We start from the raw sequence: 21,539 nt of genomic DNA, 5'->3' as shown, positions 1-21,539 counted from the left end.
TAACTAAATTGGCTCTATCTATTGTTGTTATCCATAAAAAAATCCTGCGTCATCTCGTTATAAAGATAGCGCAGGATTCAGCAGTACATAATACTATTATAGTTAAATATGTATTAAAATCAATGTCTTAATCTACTCAACCGTAACTGATTTTGCGAGGTTACGTGGCTGATCGACGTCAGTACCACGCATGACTGCCACATGATAGGACAATAGCTGGACGGGTACACTGTAGACGATAGGGGCTAGCGTCTCGCAAACATCAGGCACATAGACCACGTGCATTCTATCTTCTGCGACCATCTTGCTTTCTTCACTGGCGAATACAAACAGCTCACCGTGACGCGCATGTACTTCTTGCATGTTGGCTTTTAGCTTATCAAACATACTGTCTTTGGGCGCTAGTACAACGATGGGCATGTCTTTATCGACCAATGCCAATGGACCGTGTTTCAGCTCACCTGCTGCATAGCCTTCTGCGTGAATATAAGAGATTTCTTTTAGCTTCAATGCGCCTTCTAAGGCAATTGGGAACTGCAGGCCACGACCTAAAAACAAGCAGCTTTTCTTATATTCAAAGTGTTCACTCATGGCTTTGATAGGGGCGTCGAGGTTTAAGCTGGCATGCAGTTGACCACGTAGTTCTTGTAATTGACCTAGCAGGGTACTCAAGTTTTCGCCAGTCATACGCTCTTGCACGACACCCACTTTTAAGACCAATAGCATCAAAGCGGCAAGCTGAGTCGTAAAGGCTTTGGTAGAAGCAACGCCGATCTCGGGACCGGCAAGCGTGGGTAAAAAGATATCCGTCTCACGTACCAGTGATGATGTCGGTACATTACACAAGGCCAAGCTGACCAGACCTATTGGTGCTTGCTTTTGAGTATCACGTAGCGCTGACAAAGTATCGGCCGTCTCACCAGATTGCGAAATACAAATGACTAATGTGTTATCAACGACGACCGGATTACGGTAGCGGAACTCACTAGCGACTTCAACGGAACAAGGCACACGAATTAGGCTCTCAAACCAATATTTTGCCACCAAACCTGAGTGATAACTGGTGCCACAAGCGATGACTTGGACATGTTTAATGCCTTTTAATTGTGCTTCATGACGCTGTAAAAAGTCATCGCGCAGTTTAGACGGCTCATCGCTATCTAACGCCATCTCAACCGTACGAGCGACCGCATCTGGCTGCTCATAGATTTCTTTGAGCATATAATGCTTAAACTCGCCTTTATCAGCATTATGCTGGGCGGCGTCGATCTCATGTATTTGACGTTTCACCTCGACACCCTCGGCATAAACTTTAATGCTGCTACGCGTCAATTTGGCGATATCGCCTTCTTCTAAATACATAAAGCGATTGGTCACGGGTAAAAGCGCTAATTGGTCGGAGGCGATAAAGTTCTCACCAATGCCCACACCGATGACCAGTGGCGAGCCCAAACGGACGGTAATCAGCTCGTTTGGGCAATCAATATGCACAATACCAAGGGCAAAAGCACCATGTAATAAAGGAATAACCGCACGAACTGCTTCTAATAAATCAGGTGTGCTTTTGTAGATATCATTGATTAAATGAGCGACGACTTCGGTATCGGTTTGCGAGGTGAACTCATAGCCTTTAGCAATCAGCTCTTCTTTTAGCTCGGCGTAGTTCTCAACGATACCATTGTGGACAACAGCAATTTTACCGGATACGTGCGGATGGGCGTTACGTTGGGCGGGCTCGCCATGCGTGGCCCAACGTGTATGCGCAATACCAATATGACCATCAAAAAACTCTGGATTGACTGCGACGGCATCGACCAAGGCTTGTACTTTGCCTACTTGACGCTCACGGTGTAATTCGCCATCACGAATGACGGTCAAACCGGCGGAATCGTAGCCGCGATACTCTAAACGTTTAAGACCTTCAAGTAAGATATTAGCGATATTACGCTCAGCAACTGCCCCGACTATTCCGCACATAGTGATTCCTTAAATTCGATGTTTCATGTTTTGATGTTTCGATATTTCAATAGTTTAGATTTTGATGATGTTTCGATATGTAATGATGTTTGTTTAATCTATAAATATAAATAAGCAGCACCACAAATCATTGTCGTACTGCTTAAGTTTGCTCAGAGCTAGCTTCATTGAACTAACTGTCAAAGCTGCCGTTATTTTTTAGTCGGTCGCTGGAAGTCATCTTTTTGCGTTTGGCGCGCGCGACCAAAGGCTAATGCTTTATTATCGACATTTTTAGTAATCACTGAACCTGCTGCAACCGTAGCGGTATCACCAATGGTTACTGGCGCGACCAAGCTGGCGTTAGAGCCGATAAAAGCATTGTCTTCAATGATGGTTTGCGATTTATTGGCGCCGTCGTAATTACAAGTAATGACACCAGCACCAATATTGACGCCTGTACCAACCGTGGCATCGCCAACATAGCTTAAATGATTGACTTTGCTGCCATGACCGATCGTCGATTTTTTGATTTCGACAAAATTTCCAACTTTACTGTTGTCAGCCAAGACGGTCTCAGGACGCAAATGGGCAAAAGGACCAACATCGACACCTGCACCAATCTCAGCATGATCAATCACACAATAAGGTTTGATATGACAGGCATTACCAATTTTCGCGTTTTTGATGACACAACCCGCTTCGATATAAACGTTGTCACCCAAGACACAATCGCCCTCAAACACCACGCCAACATCGACGAATACATCTTGACCTGCGCTCAAGCTACCGCGAATATCAACGCGCGTCGGATCAGCAAACTGGACGCCCGCTTCTTGTAAGTCTGCAACCAGTTTACCCTGCCATGTGCGCTCCAAGCTGGCCAGCTGTTGACGGTTATTGACACCTTCAATCTCAAACGTATGTTCAGGCTCTATCGCGGCAATCGTAATGCCATCAGCAACGGCCATTTTGACAATATCAGTGAGATAATATTCTTGCTGCGCATTGTCATTAGAGAGCTTGGGCAGATATTTATGCAGTAGGGCATTGTCAACGCAATAGATACCGCTATTAATCTCTTGGATATTCTGCTCATCAGCGCTGGCATCTTTTTGCTCGACGATGGCTTCGATATTGCCGTTTGTATCACGTTTGATACGACCGAGGCCAAATGGATTATCAACCGTTAACGTCAGCATCGACATGCCACTAGTGTTAGCTGCCTTCAATGCCGCTAGCGTCTGGCAGCTGACCAATGGCACATCACCATACAGAATGAGACTCTGTCCCTCTGCTGGTAAGTCAGCTAAGGTTACTTTGACCGCATGCCCTGTGCCTAATTGCTCAGTCTGGGCGACCCAAGTAATTGAGGACTGCGCATATTGGCTGGTAATTTCTGATTTTACTTGCTCGCCACCAAAACCATGGACGATGATAGTCTCATCCACCGTCAGCTGATGACAGGTATCTAATACGTGGCTTAACAATGATTTGCCAGCCAGTGTCTGTAGCACTTTTGGCTTAGCCGACTGCATACGTGTGCCTTTACCGGCAGCAAGGATAATGACAGAAAGAGGAGAGGTCATAGTAGCTCGTTAAATGTAACAAAATATAATCTATTATTATAACGCAAATGTTGAGACGAAAAAACGCAATGCCGTGCAAGCTTTGTAACTTAAAGTTATATAAAAAGTTACATAACAATTAATATAAGAAAGCTTAACTGCGCATCTGCTTATAGAGTATTGACTATAACAGCATACCGAGCATCACAATTATCCATACCGCTGCCGCCATTACGCCAGCAATAATATCATCAAGCATAATACCGAGACCGCCAGCGACCTTCTTATCTGCCCAACCAATTGGTGGTGGCTTAATAATGTCAAAAAAGCGAAACAAAACGAAAGCGATGATAAGCGCAATGACCGATAAGCTCTGTGAGATGTCTTGCCAATAACTGGCAGTAGAGACACTCATATAAGAAAATGGCAGTAAAGTAATCCAGATACCAGCCCATTCGTCCCAGACGATATGCGGATCATCATGACCTTGCATCAGCTCAGAGGTACGACCACATATCCAAATACCAATGAGGCAGGATAGGATAGTAATAATCAAAAATGGCACAAAACCTAAGCTCATTAGAGGTATGGCGACGATTAAACCACCCACCGACCCCCAAGTACCGGGCGCACGGCGAGGCAAGCCACTACCTAAACCAATACCAAGCCAATAAACCGCACGATCAAGCAGGCTAGCATTTGCTGGTAGCGGTGGGCAGTCATTTGCTTGTCGGATATCAGGCTTGGAGAGGTCTTGATCGGTCATGGATTAACCTGCAAAATGTTGGTAACCAGTAAGGTCGGGCCATGTTGAAAATGGCGCGGAATGAGTTGGGGTGACTAGTTGTCCTTGATAAAATAACTCAGGACGTAAAGCGGTAGATGTGTCTGTGTATTTATGATTTGTCATCGCAGTCACCTCACCGATACAGGTGACTGGCGTGTTGCTGTTGTTATTAACACGAGGTTCGATATCAGCAGGCAAAGTAAAAGCCAATTCGTAATCATCACCACCCGTCAGTTGGCATAATAAGCGCTCAGATAAATCTACGCTTGCTAATGGCTTGCTAGTAGGTAGCTGCTCCAGATTAAGGCGCATACTAACGCCGCTTTGCTGGCAGATATGGCTAAGGTCTTGATAGAGACCGTCAGAGATATCTATCATCGCTGTAGCACCAATTTTTGCTAAGGCTGCCCCTAAGGCAATACGCGGGGTCGGCATGTGCAATCGATGTGCAAGCTCTAGGCCTTGAGCATTGTCAGGATGTTGTAGGGCATAGGCGGCATCGCCGAGCGACCCTGATACATATATTTTATCGCCCACTTTCGCCCCTGAGCGGTAAACAGCTGCCGTGTTGGCATCAAGCAATCCTTGTGCGCTGACACTTAATATTAAGCTATCACTACGCGTGGTATCACCACCAATAAGGGCAACCCCGAATAATTGGCAGGCATGAAACAAGCCTTTAGCAAATTCACTTAACCATTGCTCATTTGCCAAACGCTCAGGTAAGGCCAACGCTAGCAGAATGCTATGCGGGGTTGCACCCATCGCAGCAATGTCTGAGACGTTAACCGCAACCGCTTTATAACCGATGGCAAATGCCAGTTCATTGACTTGTTGCCAATCAGCGCTAAAGTGACGACCTTGGACGAGTGTATCGATGCAACTGACCAAGCGCGCGCCTGCAGGCAAGCTCATCACCGCGGCATCATCACCAATGCCTTTTTCGACACTGCTTTTTTTGACAATGTTGGACAATGACTGTGGCATTTGCATTTGGGAAAATATGCGCTCGATCAGCTCAAATTCGTTCATGGTTAGTCTTGGCTTTTTGCATCAGGGCTAACAGTTTCATCAGAACTAACAAGATTAGAGTCAATTAGACCAATATCAACGGCCGTATTTTCTTCGTTGCTGTCATTATTGACAGCGTCAGCAGCTACCTTTTCTTCTGCAGGCTGTTCATCAACGACGATATCTTTTTTAACAATGCCTTCTTCAACAATTGGTTCTGCCGCAGTCGCTGTTTTAACAGTATCATTTTCAACCGTGTTTTCAGCAGCATTTTTCTTAGTTGCCTTAAAGTCACTAATATTCGCACTGGCTTTACTAGCGCTGTTGCGTTTGACGGTGGCATTATTGGCACTGATACGTGGCTTGTTTGAAGCAGTTGACTTTTCTTCAATACTTTGTGTATCAGCACTATTTTCTATATTGCTATCAGTTTTTACTGCAGGTTTAGCAGCCGCTTTTTGTGAGGTGCGTAGATTGGCTTTACTATCTGCTTCTACTTCGACAGCACGTAGCTCAACCGCCATTTTATCAAGGACGGCGTTAATCAGTTTATGAGCGTCAGTGGCACCAAAGTGATTATTCAGCTTCATCGCTTCATCAAGCACGACTTTATAAGGGATTTCTAAACGATTTTGCAGCTCATAAGCACCAATCAAAAGAATAGCGTGTTCAACGGTATCCAATTTATCGATTTCACGATCAAGATGCTGACTAATAAGCGCATCTAACGCCTCAATCTGCTCAGGAATATCGCGCATCATTTCATGGTAATAGCCGATATGTACCGTATGCATGGCATTGGTCGCACGCGTACGAGCAGCGATATCATGCGGCGCATTGGCCTTCCAGCCAAGCTTACCATCAATATCGAAGCGGCGGTCAGTGACGAGCCATTCGTATAGACCTTGCATCGCAAAGCGGCGCGCTTTACGGATAGCGGTGTGACTGGTCTTGTAAGAAGACTCACTCATGTCGAAGGTTTGATCACCCGCACTGCTGCTCGCAATACGCGTGGCTTCAGCTTGACTATCATTGGTTTGGGCGGTTTTCGCAGCGCTGATAGCGCGCTTGAGTTGGTCAGTCATAAGGGGTCTATACCTAATTCTAAAGTAATAAGTTTTAAGATAAGAAGTTTTAAAATAAAATGTTAAATAGTAGTCGGCTGGTAAATTTACCAGACAGTTTTGGATACTGCTGTTGAACATTTACACTGCACACTTAGGGCTATTGCAATAACCATAGCCCTAAATAGTTTAATCAACAATAATGCTTATTAATAATCAACGATGCTTAATCTGACTTATTCATACTCAAATGTTAATGAGTATGAATAAGTAACGAGTTTAATTAAGCGTCATCGCTATCGTCATCAATGTCTAGCTGTGATAGCACTGCAATCATCTCTAGCACGACCATGGCGGCTTCTGAGCCTTTGTTACCGGCTTTCGTGCCAGAACGCTCAATCGCTTGCTCGATGCTGTCAGTCGTCAATACACCGTTGGCAACAGGAATATTATAATCAATCGCAACGCTGCTTAGGCCTTTGGCTGATTCACTCGCCACAAAGTCAAAATGCGGCGTGCTACCGCGAATAATCGCGCCTAACGCAATGATGGCGTCAAAGCGATCTGACTCAGCCGCGCGTTGGGCAACCAATGGCAACTCAAATGCACCAGGTACACGGATGACGGTAATATTGCTACCCAATACACCATGGCGCAGTAGGGCATCGATTGCACCATCTACCAATGATTCCACGACAAAACCGTTAAAACGACCGACGACGATACCAATACGAGCGCCTTCATTTTGATGCAGGTTGCCATCGATATGGGTCACGTCATTGCGTTGTTGTTGTAAATTCGACATAAAAACATCCTTCGCCTCATGGGCTTTTAATTAAAATGTAGGAGTAGCTAAATATAATGATAGATTCAAATAATACCAAACCCAAAAAGTACGATTAGCTGTGTCAAACTTGTTTAGTCTACAATGCGTAGTACTTACACTCGTTTTCCTTGCTACTCTAATTTTTGTGATTGGTATCACTTATTTGATTGGTTATCACGCAAACGAATTGAGCGTTAAATGAACGAAAACCAAATGATGATAAGCAGTTAGCGCTATGATAACATTTTTTCTAATTTATTTGCATTTTACCAACGTATTACAGGCGCATCTGTATCCCTTGCGCTGCCATATATTCTTTGGCTTCTTGCACCGTATATTCACCGAAGTGAAAAATACTGGCGGCAAGCACAGCATCGACCCCGCCTTGTAATACTCCTTCCGCTAAATGTTGCAGGTTGCCGACGCCGCCTGAGGCAATGACAGGCACATTGACGCGGCTGGTAATTTGCTTCATTAAGGCCAAGTCATAGCCTTTTTTAGTACCGTCACCGTCCATCGACGTCACTAATAATTCGCCAGCGCCGAGTTCAGCCATTTTACTTGCCCAAGCGACGGCATCGATGCCCGTTGGCTTGCGACCGCCATGGGTAAAAATCTCCCAACGCGGCATGATGATGCCATCAACATCAATATCCGCGACACGTTTGGCGTCGATAGCCACGACAATACATTGATTGCCAAATTTTTGCGCCGCTTCACCGACGAACTCTGGGGTAAATACTGCTGCTGAATTAATTGCTACTTTATCCGCGCCTGCATTGAGCAAGTTACGAATATCAGCGATTTTACGCACACCGCCGCCGACCGTTAATGGCACAAACACGGTTTCTGCCATACGTTCAACGGTATGATAGGTGGTGTCGCGCTCGTCATTGGTGGCCGTAATGTCCAAAAAAGTAATCTCGTCAGCGCCTTGTTCGTTATAGCGCTTGGCGACTTCAACAGGGTCGCCAGCGTCTTTAATATCAACAAACTGCACGCCTTTGACCACGCGTCCATTATCAACGTCCAAACAAGGAATGATACGCTTTGCTAACATAGGGTCTTTCACCTTATAATCAATTCTCTCAATGCGCTAGTCTAGCAAAATCACCGCCATATCAGGCAGATTTTCGCAAGATTATTACGCTTTTCGCTATCGTTTGCCCAAGCGCGCTACAATTGTCGCCATTGCTGTTTAAATCTATCCTATTTAACTTTTTATTTAATTGCCAAAAGTGAGATGTCATGTCCGTCTATACCCAGTTAACCAATGATCAGTTTGCCGCCTTTTGCCAACGCTTTGGCGTCTCGTTTGCGCGTGCCATTCCGATTACCCAAGGTATCAAAAACTCTAACTGGTTTATTCAGACGACTGATGATGTAGATGGCGCGCACTCTTATGTATTTACTTTATTTGAAGAGCGTCCACCAGAAGACATCGAAAAGATGGCGGTTATCCTCAATCAATTGGATGGTAAATTACCGGTCGCCGCGCCGTTAGCATTGCTTGATTTAGGCGCTGATAGCGCAGAAAAATGCTATGTCATACGCTATGATAATAAAGCGATTACGCTAGTGCCTTGTTTGGCTGGCGCGCACCCACAGCAGACTACACAAGCCATGTGTCATGAAATTGGCGCCGCTTTAGCCATGCTACATGAGACTTTGCAAGCATTACAGCCTGCGGAAGAATATGGCGTACCTTTATACCCATGGGCGGAAGTGCGTGACCGTGAAATGCAGTTTATGCCCGGTGACGAAGCCAAGCTCATGAGTGATATTTGGCAGTCATATAGCGAATTACCGCTTGCGACCTTGCCAAAAGGCTTGTGTCATCTAGATATGTTTGCTGATAATACGCTGTGGAACTTATCGTTAAATAATATCCAAAAAGGTGAAGAGCGCCTCACAGGCTTGTTAGACTTTACCGAAGTCAGCGTCGAGCATTATGTGATGGATATTGCCATTACGATTAATGATTTTTGTACCACGTGGGGCGATGCTGAGCAAGGCGAGTCGGTGAATTTTGATCACAGTAAAATGGTGGCTTTTTTGCAAGGCTATGAGTCAAAACGTCAGCTTGGCGAAGATGAAAAACGAGCGTTGCCTGTTATGCTGGCCAAAGCGGCGGTTATTTTTTGGCTATTGCGTTTAAACGTTATCCATTACAACCGTACCGAAGGGCGTACTGGCGATAATATCATGGTCAAAAACCCTGACCTGATGAAACGCCTTGCTGCTTATCATTGGTCACATGTTGAAAAAGCGCAAAATACGGTGTTTGTTTTAGAACACGCGCTTTATAAAGACGATGATAAAAACAACGATGTCGAAGATTTTAAATTAATCGGCGTATTTGCTACTGAGCAACAAGCGCAAGCAGCTATCAACCAATTAAAATCACAACCTGGTTTTAAAGAGTATCCAAACGGTTTTCATATTGATGCTTATCCGCTAAATCAAATTAACTGGTCATCAGGTTTTGACTTCTATTAAATTCATCTGTATTAACAAGACATTTAACTGTTTAAAAGGAATTTACCATGACCGATCAAGTTGATAACTGGCACAAACTGGCACGCTACGACACCAATATGCAAGGCGAGCTGCATGCCAATCTGCTGCGCAACAATGGCATTACCGTGTCCTTGCAACCGCTCAGTGCGATTCCCGGGATGAATTCTGGTGTCGTGCTGTGGGTAGAAAACACGGATTTGGCACAAGCCCAGCGTATCCTAGATGGTGTTGAAAGCGATGACAATACTGGGGCGGATTTGTTGGCTAGTATGAGTGATATAGAACTTGGTATTGTGTCAGGTAATCCGGTTAATCATGACGCAGCAGACAATCAATATAATAAAGGTGGTAACGCGTAAATGTGTCAACTCTTAGGAATGAACTGTAATACCCCGACGGATATTGGTTTTAGCTTTGCAGGATTTCGTCGTCGCGGCGGTATGACTGACAGTCATGAAGATGGCTTTGGCATTGCGTTTTTTGAGCGTAGCGAATGCACTAATAGTGAAAAACCAGAGAATGCTTCAACTGGTCTACGCTTGTTCCACGATAATAAACCAAGCCATCTATCACCAGTCGCCGACCTAGTCAATAATTATCCAATCAAGGCCATGAACGTTATCGCGCATATTCGTAAAGCGACTCAAGGGCAGAATTGCTTGGCGAATACCCATCCGTTCGTCCGTGAAGTGTGGGGCGAGCAGTGGGTGTTTGCGCATAATGGGCAGATGAATAGCGAGTTTATTAAACGCTGTCAGCGCTTGCAAGACAACGGTAACGCCTCACATTGCCAGCCAGTAGGCAATACTGACTCTGAAATGGCATTTTGTTATCTGGTCAATCGTCTAAAAAGTAGCTTTAAAACCCGTCCCGATGATCAAACGCTGTTTAACTTTTTGACCACCCAATGTCGTTATTTATCCGCTAATGGCCTCTTTAATTGCTTGATATCGAATGGTAGCTGGCAATTGGCTTATGCGGGTAGCTTATTGTTTTATCTCACGCGCCAAGCACCTTTTGGGGAAGCCAAACTGGCTGATGATGATTTGGCGATTAACTTTGGTGATGTGACCACAGATCAGGATAAAGTCACTATCTTAGTCACCGTGCCATTGACTGAAAATGAAAAATGGCAACAACTGGCGGTCAATGAATGTCTCATCTTCCAAGACGGCGAGATCCTCTTTAAAGACAGCCCAAGCCAGCGTAAGTTTTTGACGGTTGACGAAGGAATTGCGGTGGCACGGGCGGTTGGGGCGAGTGTTTAGGATGGTTGGCTTGTATTTTTAAATTGGTTGTTCCACTATGAAATTAATAGTTTAATAAAAATTAGGTGAAGCCATGTTAGGCAATGACATTCAAATAAAACAGCTAGTAGGTGTCGGTGATGTACATCTTAGCTTTGAGCCTGAGCAAAGAGTGTATTGTCTGATTGGTGAGAACGGTATCGGCAAGACGAAGTGTTTGGAGGCTTTGTTTACTCTATGCTTCACTACCAACGGACTCCTTTATGCCAATATTATGAGTGACGAACTATTTGCATTTAACAATATAATTTCTGATGGACGTATATTTAATCATATCTCTGATAAAAGCTTAAAGGGCTTCGAAAGTCATAATTCAGCTGTAGTCATGATTGGTGCTTTGAATCGTGGAACCATTGATTATGAAGAAATAGATGTAAATAAGAACATTGGTACTCGGGATACACGTTTAAAAAAGTATATTGATGAAAGTTTTTCGACTTTGAATAATAAAAAAATGCATAGTTTAGGAATGGGTGAACTATTAAACCAATGGATAATTCAGCGTGCTCAATCTGCTAACCCTTACCAAACTGCCGAAGATAATCGCGAAGTTGAAATCACCACACTGCTAAATTTACTTAACAAAGTAGACGAACGAATTGATAGTAAGTTTCTTGAAATATCAGGTAGCAATCGCGTATTTATCAAGGTAGCTGAACAGAAAACTGAGCTGTCTGAATTATCTAGTGGCTTTGCCTCAATACTAAAAATCATGCAGTCCATTATCGCAGGTTACAGTTATTTCACTAATGAAACCAATATCGCTCATGTCAAAGGGGTGGTCTTCATTGATGAAATAGAAAGCCATCTTCATACCAAATGGCAAGCGACTATTATTCCTACCTTGAAACGTCTATTCCCTAATACTACCTTTTATATCACTACTCACTCCGCAATTGTTTTGAGCCAATTACAACATGGTGAAGCTTATGAGTTATACCGTGATAAAGCAGATGGCGTAGTAAAAACGGAACTGATAAATCATCCTAATAATGCCGCATTTATAGACTTGTTAAAAGATGCTTTTGATATTGATATTAATCAGCTTAAGTTAGCGCGAGATAATGCGCCACAGCAAGCAGAAGCAAAGCAGATGCTTATCAGTTTATTAGATGAAAAAATCAAACAACTAGAGGCAGGGCAATGATGAGTGAAAGAGAACTATTGCTTGATGCCAATTATTTAATTTATTTACTAGAGGGTAAGGTTGACGAAAATGACGCTAATCTTTTGCAAAAATTAAAGACTTTACGTGCTGAAATAGCTTCAAATAACGTCGAAGTAGTCATCACACCACTCATCCGTTATGAGTTTCTAAGATACTTTTTATGGAAGAAAGGAGATGACGAGGTTAAAAGATATGTTAACGTGATGAACATGCTCACCACTTTAGATATCAGTCAAGATGTCGCAGATTTAGCTGCTGACTTATACCGACTAGATAAATTTATTGCCAACGAAAATAATGTCAATAAAAATATTGATAAACGTCAGTTTGATATATTTCATTTTGCTACGGCTAAGGTTAATGATATAGAATTGCTATCTAATGACAAGCACTTGCCGCAGCTTGAGAAGCTATATACTCTTTACGAAGGAAAACTAATTTAGTTTCTAACTCAAGTACACCCCACAACACCTTTTGAACTTCTCACCTGAACCACAGATACACGGCTGCTTTTGGCTGACAGACATTGAAACGGTTGGATCTAAGAAGTACCAACGCTCATCATTATTGATTTTGTCTGTCACTTTCACAAAGGCAGACAACTCATGATGTGCTTGCAAATCCTCATTTGTCTTGAAGTAAGCCTTAAACTCAACCTGCGCATGGCGTTTACCAAGTTTTGGTGTATGCGCTACGATTTCTAATCCTGCCCAATCTGTCCCTGTTGCCCAAGACTCAATCGCCTGAATATCTAGCAAGTTTTGCTGCGTGGGTAGCGAGGTCTTGACGATATATTCTGGTTTAATCAAGACAAACGCACTATAACGCGACCGCATGAGACGCTCAGCAGAGCCCGCTTTTACGCCGTCTGTCTTATCAGCTTCTTCGCTCAATAAACTGTCATGATAAGGCTGACAGCAGTCTTGATAAAGTAGCGGTGAGCTTATAACGTTTGAGGATGGGTTAATTTGGCAAGGGCATGTTTTTAGGGAAATCGACATTATTTACTCGAGTTGTTAGTCATTTTTTAACAGTTTTATAAATTTCAATTTAGCATGTTTTTTATCAATTCTGGCCATAGACCGAGTTTTAGCTTTGCCCAAGGTGCTGGGTCACGTAATTGCTGCCAAAATTCATCGAAAGGCGGTGCAAAGTATATTAATAATGCAAGGATGACATACAGCAGCAGATACCACCACTTATCTTTATGCTGATAAAACTTCATCGCCGTACCCGATGAGCGCTTCATTTTCATATTTGATAAATTGACGCTATATAGCTCATCTAATGCCAAATGTACCATGGCACCGCCGAATAAAAACAAACCGTAAAACCAGCTGGCAGTCAGAGGAAGGTGCAAGCCATAATAGCTTAAGCAGCTCAGTCCCAGCCCCAGTATCGCCATGTAAGGAACGGAATGAATGACACCGCGATGTACCGTCATATTGGTAAAGATAGCGAACACCACGTAACGCATAAAGCCGTAGCCAACTAGCCATAAGGCTATTAGCGCCAGTAAACTCAGCTCATTGCGCCAATGCATCACCAGACCAAAGGCAAAGATAAACGAGGTAATATTAAAGCCCAGCTTAATCGGTGTCGAATGATCAGAATCCAAATCAGGCAACAGCCCACCGATGGTACCAAGCGCCACGCACATCAAAAACCCTGAATCATCAATCAATCCTGCTTTATAAACCGCGAGACTCATCGTACCACTGGCCATGAATGCGACATTTAAGTGGGTATTAAAATTTGCCATAAAGAGTTGCCATAAAATATCGCTAAAAAGGGTGTTTAGAGCTGCCTATCTAGCAGCAAAAAAGCGCTCTATGATACCATAGACAAGCCCTACGTCTAATAGAGATAGTGAACATGACCGCCACTGATTTACCTGCCAAACCTTATTCAACGGCTTCTTCTGAAGCGCCTATAATCAGTCTGTCTACACGCGCCGGCAGTGTTGACAAAAGCTTTGCTAAGATTGATTGGCAAGCACCGTGGTTGGCTCATTTACAGCAGTTAGACTATATCAATAGAGCCATCACACAGCTCAGTGGCTTAAATAATGAGCCTGCTCAGACAGATAAAGTCGAACATACACCTGATATTCTCGCTAAGGTTTTAAATACCGCATTACAGCAACAGGCGGAAGACCTACAGCAGTCATTGCCACAAACCAAACCTGCGCTCAATAATCAGGCGCAAACCTTACAATTCGTCTCGCAAAATGCGTTGCCAGAAGGCGAAGCGTACGAGCGCTTTATCGCCACGACAGGCAATATCCCGACACGTGATAACTTGCATGATTTATTTAACGGCAGTATTTGGCTGACTTTTCCAAAGACTAAAGCGCTGCTTAATTATTATCATATGGCGGAGATTGCCCAGCAGGGGATTGGTGCTAGCCGAGGACGCGTCCGCGATACCATTACTGTGTTTGATGAAAACGGGGCAGTGCTAGTGACGTCTGAGCCGCGTATTGGCGAGGCTTTGATTAATTTCGATTGGCAGGCAAGTTTGGTAAGTACGCGCGCGCAGTGGGACAATCCGCAGCAACCGAATACAAACGCGCAAGCAGCGGTTTATATTTTTGGTCATGCACTGCTGGAGCAGTTGATCCAACCGCGCAAAGCTTTATGTGCGCACAGTATCGTTATCCTTGTACCGCAAGATTTCTTCGCCTTGCCGTTATCTGAGCGTATGCAATATTTAGATAATGAAGTTGCCAAACATATGGATAACTTGTTATCACAAGATAATGTCACACCGCGCCAGCTGGCTCCCTTGCCTATTTTGGGCGTGCCACATTTTTGGGCAGAAAATGCTGATATGAGCTTTTATGAAGATAACTATGTGTTTCGTCATGGTCGCCGTCAAAAGAAAAAGTGAAAAATCATTGAACACCTTATTAATAAACCTCTAAGCGGCTGTTACGTTTACGATTGTGCCACGATTTGACACCGTCTAGGCGTTAACAAAGGGCTCTAAATTTGTTATGGTGAAGGGGAGTCGTTATAAACGACGGAAACACTATTTATCTTTTTCTTTGATTCCAGTGGTCAGTCGATGCAAATTTTATCAGCCTTTTTTCTTTAAGCTCATAAATTCACAGTTAATCTAGCCACCAGTTATAACAATAAATTCATAACAATCTACCCAGTAGATAAGGAAGCTACCATGAGTGATATCTTTAACGTAAAAGACACCTTGTCGGTCGATGGCAAGGAACATGCCTACTACAGCCTGCCTGAGCTAACCAAAACCTATAGCAATATCAGTAAGCTGCCATATTGCATGAAAGTCGTATTAGAAAACCTACTGCGTAACGAAGATGATGGTCAGTCTGTGGGCAAAAACCACATCGAAGCTGTCGCCAATTGGGACGCAGGTGCTGAGGCGTCAAAAGAAATCGCCTTTATGCCTGCTCGTGTCGTCTTGCAGGATTTCACTGGCGTGCCATCGGTGGTCGATTTGGCCGCTATGCGTGATGCCGTGGTTGAGCTGGGTGGTAAAGCCGAGCAAATTAACCCGTTTATTCCCAGTGAATTGGTCGTCGATCACTCGGTACAAGTCGATGCTTATGGCCGCGAAGATGCGCTAGATTTGAATGAAAAGATCGAATTTAAGCGTAATAATGAGCGCTATGAGTTCTTGCATTGGGGTCGTAACGCTTTTGAAAACTTTGTCGTCGTACCACCTGCGACCGGTATCGTTCATCAGGTTAACCTTGAGTATTTAGCGCGTGTGGTGATGGCCGCTGATGTCAACGGTGAGCTTACTGCCTATCCTGATACGGTGTTTGGTACTGACAGTCATACCACCATGATTAATGGTATTGGCGTGCTTGGTTGGGGCGTGGGCGGTATTGAAGCAGAGGCTGCCATGCTTGGACAGCCATCATCGATGTTGATTCCACAAGTCGTTGGTTTTGAGATGACGGGTAAATTGACCGAAGGCGTCACCGCCACGGATTTGGTATTGCGTGTGGTTGAAATGCTACGTGCCCATGGTGTGGTTGGTAAGTTTGTCGAATTCTACGGTGAAGGCCTGCACAGCATGCCGCTTGCCGATCGTGCGACGATTGCCAATATGTCACCAGAATATGGCGCAACTTGTGGTATTTTCCCAATTGACCAAATGGCGATTGATTATCTGCGTCTATCAGGCCGCGACGAAGCGCAAATTGAGCTGGTCGAAAAATATGCCAAAGCACAAGGCATGTGGCACGATGCCGACACCCCAGCGGCGACCTATTCAAGCAATTTGCATCTAGACTTGTCCTCAGTACAGCCTGCGCTGGCTGGTCCTAACTTGCCACAACAGCGTATCAACTTGTCTGATATGCACGAAAAATTTGGCGAAACGCTAGAAAAAATGACCAAAGATCGCAAGTCGGAAGTTGAAGGTAAAGTACGTTTCGATCAAGAAGGCGGTGAGCAAGAGCAAGCAGACAGACTCTATGCCAAACCAAACGTTTACTCTGACATCAATATCAATGACAAAACACACAAATTGCGCGATGGTTCAGTCGTTATTGCAGCGATTACCTCTTGTACCAACACCTCAAACCCTGCGGTGATGATTGGTGCAGGTTTGGTTGCCAAAAAAGCTGCTGCTAAAGGTCTAAAGGCTAAACCTTGGGTGAAAACCTCATTGGCACCGGGCTCTAAAGTCGTGACTGATTACCTAGAAAAAACCAAACTGATGGATGAGTTGGAAAAAACAGGTTTTTACTTGGTCGGTTATGGTTGTACGACTTGTATCGGTAACTCAGGACCGCTGCTCGAATCTATCGAAAAAGGTATTGAGGATAACGACCTAGTTGCCGCCGCCGTGTTATCAGGTAACCGTAACTTTGAAGGTCGTATTCACTCGCACGTCAAAGCAAGCTACTTGGCGTCACCACCGTTGGTTGTTGCCTATGCGTTAGCTGGTACGGTCGATATCGACTTGACCACGCATCCACTAGGTCAGGATCAAGATGGCAATGATGTGTTCTTAAAAGATATCTGGCCAACGTCAGATGAGATCAATGAGCTGATTGCCAATAATATCGACGCTGAAATGTTCCGCAAAAACTACGGCGAAGTGTTTGACGGTAGTGCTGCTTGGAACGCTATTAGCTCAGCCGATAGCCAGCTGTATCCATGGGATGAAGGCTCAACATATATTAAAAACCCACCGTTCTTTGATGGTATGACCATGGAGCCAGAAGGTATCCCTGATATCGAAGGCGCTCGCATTTTAGGTCTGTTCGGCGATTCAATCACCACCGATCACATCTCACCAGCGGGTAATATCGATCCAGACTCGCCTGCAGGCAAATACTTGCAAGAGCGCGGCGTCATGCAAGCTGACTTCAACAGCTATGGCTCACGCCGTGGTAATGATGCGGTCATGACTCGTGGTACCTTTGCCAACATCCGTATCAAAAATACCATGATGGGCGGTAAGGAAGGCGGCTATACCTATTACTTCAAGGGTGACAGCGCGACGCTACAAGATGGTGAAGAAATGGCCATCTATGATGCCGCAATGAAGTATAAAGAAGACAAGCGTCCGCTCGTTGTTCTTGGCGGCGCGGAGTATGGTTCTGGTTCTAGCCGTGATTGGGCAGCCAAAGGTACTATTTTGCTCGGTGTCAAAGCGGTATTGACCAGCTCATTTGAGCGTATTCACCGCTCAAACCTAGTGGGCATGGGCGTGTTGCCATTGACCTTTAAAGAAGGTGAAAACGCTGAGACTTACAAGCTTGATGGTTCAGAAGTCATCAGCATTAGTGGTCTCGATAATGGTGAAAGCAAAACCGCCAAAGTTACCGCTACTCGCGCTGATGGATCAACAGAAACCTTTGAGGTCAACGTTGGTCTACAAACGCCAAAAGAGCGCGAATATGTGCGTCATGGCGGCGTGTTGCACTATGTACTACGCCAATTAGCAGCAGAGAGTAAAGACGCTGCTTAATGGCTGATTAGAGTTAGAACGAGAAAAGCCCAATCCCACTAAAATAGGGGATTGGGCTTTTTTATTGGGTGAGGAAAAAGGAAACTATAGTCAAAATATTCCAAAAACGCTACGATACTGCTGATATCAATTTTTTGTAGCCTCTGTCTGTAAAGGCACAGCAAGCAAGAAAAATTGATATCAGCAGTGCGTGATGTATCGATATTACTTTTCACTATCGTATCTGGAAACTATTTCATTGAATCATCTGAAGTTCTCATTCCAGCTCTCTTTAAATACTTTATTTAAGAACGTTTCTTTATCGAGGCTACCGTCATTGTTCAAGCAAGTCTTATCGACGAAAAGATAATTCGTCCAGTTAATATCAGGAGACAGTTCATTGATTTCATTTACTATGTCAACTTCGCTAATGTCAGAAAAATCTTTAATAATAAGCTTTTGAGCTAATTCTAAAATGCGACTCTTTGTTCTATACTCATGAGAATTTGGATACTCAGAAATTTTATCCAAAAATCCCTCGTAATTTATACTTAAATCTTCGTTTACATACTCCTCACTCCAGAATATATAATCACTCCAAAATGGATCGGGTGATAATTTATTTACTTCAAGATTTATTTCTATTTGCCTTGCTTCTGAGCATGTGGTGTTAAGTAACTCTTCAAGTAATAAAGTGATTTTCTGCTTAGTGTCATCGTTCATTATTATTTCCCTCATCATTTATTCCCACTGTTTCAACCTTTCTCAGTCAACAGCCTAATTCCCAGCCCGATAAATACCACACCACTGATTCTATTTAACATCGTTTCAATAGAGGGGTTTTCCCGCAGACGTGTACTAAACCGCGCAGCCAATAGCGCCAAACTCAAGCACCATATAAAGCCAGTGGTAGCAAAAGTCAGTCCCAACATCAAAAATGACAGCATGCCATAAGCATAACTAGCATCGATAAACTGAGGAAAGAACGCTAAGAAGAACAAAGCCACTTTTGGATTAAACACATTGGTCAACACACCTTGCTTATAGATTTTCCAGCCGTCGACATCCTTTTGACTAGTAACGTGCTGATCTTTGGACAAACTGTTTGCTATTGAGTTTGAGCTTTTGCTCGTTAGCATCTTAAAGCCTAAATAACACAAGTAACTGGCACCAATATATTTGACGAGCATAAATGCCGTAGGAGAGTTGGCAAGCAATACTGATAACCCGAGCGACGCCAATAACGTATGAATCAACGCACCGGAAGTCACGCCTAGTACTGAATAAAACCCAGCTTTTTGCCCTTGTGAGACACTACGAGTAATGATGTACATGCTATCGGTGCCGGGTGTTAGGTTTAATAAAATGGCAGCAGCGATAAATCCTAGATAATTTTCAATACCAAACATAGCCAAATATTTCCTGTGATAGCCCTAGAAATCCCTATGTTATAGAGTGTTTATATATTTTATAAGTTTTTTATAGGGTAGATAGTAGTGAGCATTGTAAGAGTTGGCAATAGAGTAAATCACCCAATGAGTACCCATATTAAAAATCATAAGGTAGGTTGTGCTCTCAGCCTTCATAAAAATTGATAAAACATAAATTTCTTATGTAAATCGCCCATACAGTAATATAAATTCTGATAATATGTCTAAACTAAATAAGACATTTGTTTGCTATAGGAATTTGAAATGACCCGACTAACTGGTACTCTTGCTTTATCTATTTTTGCGGTGATTATTGGAATGAATGCGGCGCACGCCGAGAGAGTCTGTAAAGTAACGGACCCGACTGGTACTCCGTTAAATATTCGCGACCAACCTAATGGTAAGGTCATTAATAAACTACGTAATGAGCGCGAAGTTTATATCACCGAAACGACTTACGATAATAGAAGCCGTCCGTGGGTATATTTGGAAGGATATTATAAGGGAGAATACAGACACTGGGGCTGGGCGATTAGAGAATTCGTTTCTTGCTACGATCGTTAGTAGGGTGATTTGTCAGTTTTGGATGAGAATAGATAGCTAAATTTGCTAAGCCTAAATGTCTTAGGCAATAAATTAGTGGCTATTAGAATTTTGGTACAGTGTTGATCTATAAGAAACCAGCCTAAAAAATACGAGATATTTTTTAGGCTGGCTTTTTTCAGCTTTCGTAAGTTTAATGAGCAAAAACACCGCTCGCTCATCACGCTTTAATCATACACGATATCCGCAAAATCACCCTCGCTCAAGCCCAATGAGATCGAGCAATGCTCATCCAGACGACATTCATCCTATGCGCTCACTAAAACGCCATAAATCGTACCTATCCGTTTGTATAAATCCCGCAAAAATACATAAAAACAGCATCTCTAAAGCCATTAAAACGGTATCATCACGATATTTTATGACTTAACCAAACCAGCCAACACTGCTGGATAAATAGCCTGCCAAATTGAGTGAACCATGACCAGACGCGACCTTATTACCTTCTTTGCGCTTTCCTTTATGTGGTCGCTCTCATTTATATTTTATCGGGTGGGTGTCCCTGAGTTTGGCTCGTTGGCATTTGCCAGCCTGCGCGTGGTATTTGCTGGACTGACCATGCTTATTTTTATATTAATGAGTGCGAAAAACCGCAAAGGTATTAAAGAAAGCTACAAAGTGCTAACCATCGTTGGGCTGTTCTCGGCTGCCATTCCATTCGTGTTATTTTCCTTTTCAGCGCAGACGGTGAACGCTGGGGTATTGGCAGTGCTTAATGCCTCTGTACCAATGATGAGCGGCTTTATCGCCAGTATGTTCTTTAAAGAAAGACTGACCAAGCGGCAAACGCTAGGATTGGTCATTGGTCTGGTTGGGGTGATTATCCTCATGAGTGGGAACTTATTTGGTGAGGAGGGGCAGGGCTTGGGGACGGATTTAGGCTCAGCGTTGCTACCGATGGGTTATGCGCTATTTGCCAGTGTTGGTTATGCGATAGGGGCAAATATCACCAGAAATTATTTACAGGATATCTCCCCGATTGCGATTACGGCAGGCTCCCTCATTATCGCTAGTGTGGTGATGACGCCGATTGCCGTCTACAAATTCCCTTATGGCACAAGTATCAGCCTGCAAGCTTGGGTATCGGTGATCTGTATCGGGGTATTTTCGACCGCCATTGCCCTCATCTTTATGAACCAGTTGATCAAAAATATCGGCCCGATGCGCGCGACCAGTATTACGCTGGTTATCCCTATTTTTGCGATATTTTTTGGTTATATCTTGCTTGGCGAAGCACTGGATATCGGCGCGATCATTGGCTCAGTCGTGATCTTGTTTGGCACTTATTTATCATTAAACTTGTCATTAAAAGGCTTGGTCAAGTCGTAAACTGCTTTATCGGACAGGCTAACG

General features: G+C 43.7%; 20 protein-coding genes. 9 read left to right on the top strand and 11 right to left on the bottom strand.

The window, feature by feature from the left end; translation table 11 throughout:
- Positions 1–132: 132 nt before the first annotated feature.
- The 7 genes from glmS to hisF form a co-directional block, all read right to left on the bottom strand.
- Entirely contained in the window at positions 133–1,977 is a 1,845-nt protein-coding gene (glmS, locus tag ACSUPM_RS13395; protein WP_201567171.1) for a glutamine--fructose-6-phosphate transaminase (isomerizing), read from the bottom strand.
- A 191-nt stretch (positions 1,978–2,168) separates the two neighbouring features.
- Positions 2,169–3,545, bottom strand: a complete 1,377-nt coding sequence (glmU, locus tag ACSUPM_RS13390; protein WP_201575383.1) for a bifunctional UDP-N-acetylglucosamine diphosphorylase/glucosamine-1-phosphate N-acetyltransferase GlmU — start codon at positions 3,543–3,545, stop codon at positions 2,169–2,171.
- 163 nt (positions 3,546–3,708) lie between these two features.
- Positions 3,709–4,290: a phosphatidylglycerophosphatase A family protein gene (locus ACSUPM_RS13385; RefSeq protein WP_101210846.1), complete on the bottom strand. Its 582-nt coding sequence runs from the start codon at positions 4,288–4,290 to the stop codon at positions 3,709–3,711.
- Between the two features lie 3 nt (positions 4,291–4,293).
- Positions 4,294–5,343, bottom strand: a complete 1,050-nt coding sequence (gene thiL / locus ACSUPM_RS13380) for a thiamine-phosphate kinase (protein ID WP_201575381.1) — start codon at positions 5,341–5,343, stop codon at positions 4,294–4,296.
- 2 nt (positions 5,344–5,345) lie between these two features.
- Positions 5,346–6,407 (bottom strand): transcription antitermination factor NusB, encoded by a 1,062-nt coding sequence (gene nusB, locus ACSUPM_RS13375; RefSeq protein WP_201575379.1) that lies wholly within the window; start codon positions 6,405–6,407, stop codon positions 5,346–5,348.
- A 262-nt stretch (positions 6,408–6,669) separates the two neighbouring features.
- The gene (ribH, locus tag ACSUPM_RS13370; protein ID WP_025653207.1) at positions 6,670–7,191 is read right to left on the bottom strand and encodes a 6,7-dimethyl-8-ribityllumazine synthase; all 522 of its coding nucleotides are present in this window, start codon (positions 7,189–7,191) and stop codon (positions 6,670–6,672) included.
- A gap of 298 nt (positions 7,192–7,489) precedes the next feature.
- Entirely contained in the window at positions 7,490–8,272 is a 783-nt protein-coding gene (gene hisF / locus ACSUPM_RS13365) for an imidazole glycerol phosphate synthase subunit HisF (RefSeq protein ID WP_201575377.1), read from the bottom strand.
- A 188-nt stretch (positions 8,273–8,460) separates the two neighbouring features.
- Here hisF and ACSUPM_RS13360 point away from each other — a divergent pair, with 188 nt between their 5' ends.
- From ACSUPM_RS13360 to ACSUPM_RS13340, 5 genes are all read left to right on the top strand, one after another.
- Complete coding sequence (locus tag ACSUPM_RS13360; RefSeq protein ID WP_201575375.1) at positions 8,461–9,711, top strand: homoserine kinase; 1,251 nt, start codon at positions 8,461–8,463, stop codon at positions 9,709–9,711.
- A gap of 47 nt (positions 9,712–9,758) precedes the next feature.
- Complete coding sequence (locus tag ACSUPM_RS13355) at positions 9,759–10,091, top strand: hypothetical protein (RefSeq protein ID WP_227523180.1); 333 nt, start codon at positions 9,759–9,761, stop codon at positions 10,089–10,091.
- The gene (locus tag ACSUPM_RS13350) at positions 10,092–11,000 is read left to right on the top strand and encodes a class II glutamine amidotransferase (RefSeq protein WP_201575373.1); all 909 of its coding nucleotides are present in this window, start codon (positions 10,092–10,094) and stop codon (positions 10,998–11,000) included.
- Between the two features lie 73 nt (positions 11,001–11,073).
- On the top strand, positions 11,074–12,186 hold the full coding sequence (locus ACSUPM_RS13345; RefSeq protein WP_025653213.1) for an AAA family ATPase: 1,113 nt from the start codon (positions 11,074–11,076) through the stop codon (positions 12,184–12,186).
- Entirely contained in the window at positions 12,183–12,650 is a 468-nt protein-coding gene (locus ACSUPM_RS13340) for a type II toxin-antitoxin system VapC family toxin (RefSeq protein WP_025653214.1), read from the top strand. The genes ACSUPM_RS13345 and ACSUPM_RS13340 overlap by 4 nt, the downstream gene beginning before the upstream one ends.
- Before the next feature lie 3 nt (positions 12,651–12,653).
- Here the strand turns inward: ACSUPM_RS13340 and ACSUPM_RS13335 are convergent, their stop codons facing one another.
- Positions 12,654–13,208 (bottom strand): YchJ family protein, encoded by a 555-nt coding sequence (locus ACSUPM_RS13335; protein WP_436880022.1) that lies wholly within the window; start codon positions 13,206–13,208, stop codon positions 12,654–12,656.
- 44 nt (positions 13,209–13,252) lie between these two features.
- Positions 13,253–13,969, bottom strand: coding sequence for a metal-dependent hydrolase (locus ACSUPM_RS13330; protein ID WP_201567459.1), 717 nt, complete (start codon positions 13,967–13,969; stop codon positions 13,253–13,255).
- A gap of 113 nt (positions 13,970–14,082) precedes the next feature.
- On the opposite strand from ACSUPM_RS13330, the gene ACSUPM_RS13325 reads away from it, so the two are divergent.
- Together ACSUPM_RS13325 and acnA are read left to right on the top strand one after the other, a co-directional pair.
- On the top strand, positions 14,083–15,099 hold the full coding sequence (locus ACSUPM_RS13325) for a DUF3025 domain-containing protein (RefSeq protein WP_201575366.1): 1,017 nt from the start codon (positions 14,083–14,085) through the stop codon (positions 15,097–15,099).
- Between the two features lie 288 nt (positions 15,100–15,387).
- Entirely contained in the window at positions 15,388–18,174 is a 2,787-nt protein-coding gene (acnA, locus tag ACSUPM_RS13320) for an aconitate hydratase AcnA (protein ID WP_201575364.1), read from the top strand.
- A 243-nt stretch (positions 18,175–18,417) separates the two neighbouring features.
- Here the strand turns inward: acnA and ACSUPM_RS13315 are convergent, their stop codons facing one another.
- Both ACSUPM_RS13315 and ACSUPM_RS13310 read right to left on the bottom strand, forming a co-directional pair.
- A complete protein-coding gene (locus ACSUPM_RS13315; RefSeq protein WP_201575362.1) occupies positions 18,418–18,876 on the bottom strand; it encodes a hypothetical protein in 459 nt (152 codons plus the stop codon).
- A gap of 32 nt (positions 18,877–18,908) precedes the next feature.
- On the bottom strand, positions 18,909–19,562 hold the full coding sequence (locus ACSUPM_RS13310; RefSeq protein WP_201575360.1) for a LysE family translocator: 654 nt from the start codon (positions 19,560–19,562) through the stop codon (positions 18,909–18,911).
- A 285-nt stretch (positions 19,563–19,847) separates the two neighbouring features.
- Between ACSUPM_RS13310 and ACSUPM_RS13305 the strand changes: the two genes are divergently transcribed.
- Together ACSUPM_RS13305 and ACSUPM_RS13300 are read left to right on the top strand one after the other, a co-directional pair.
- Positions 19,848–20,147 (top strand): peptide-binding protein, encoded by a 300-nt coding sequence (locus tag ACSUPM_RS13305; protein ID WP_101210707.1) that lies wholly within the window; start codon positions 19,848–19,850, stop codon positions 20,145–20,147.
- A 459-nt stretch (positions 20,148–20,606) separates the two neighbouring features.
- Entirely contained in the window at positions 20,607–21,515 is a 909-nt protein-coding gene (locus ACSUPM_RS13300) for a DMT family transporter (RefSeq protein WP_201575358.1), read from the top strand.
- The last annotated feature ends 24 nt before the right edge of the window (positions 21,516–21,539 follow it).

Source organism: Psychrobacter okhotskensis (assembly GCF_965638355.1).
In the GTDB taxonomy this organism is placed as follows: domain Bacteria; phylum Pseudomonadota; class Gammaproteobacteria; order Pseudomonadales; family Moraxellaceae; genus Psychrobacter; species Psychrobacter okhotskensis.
This window is presented reverse-complemented; position numbering and strand designations above follow the sequence as displayed.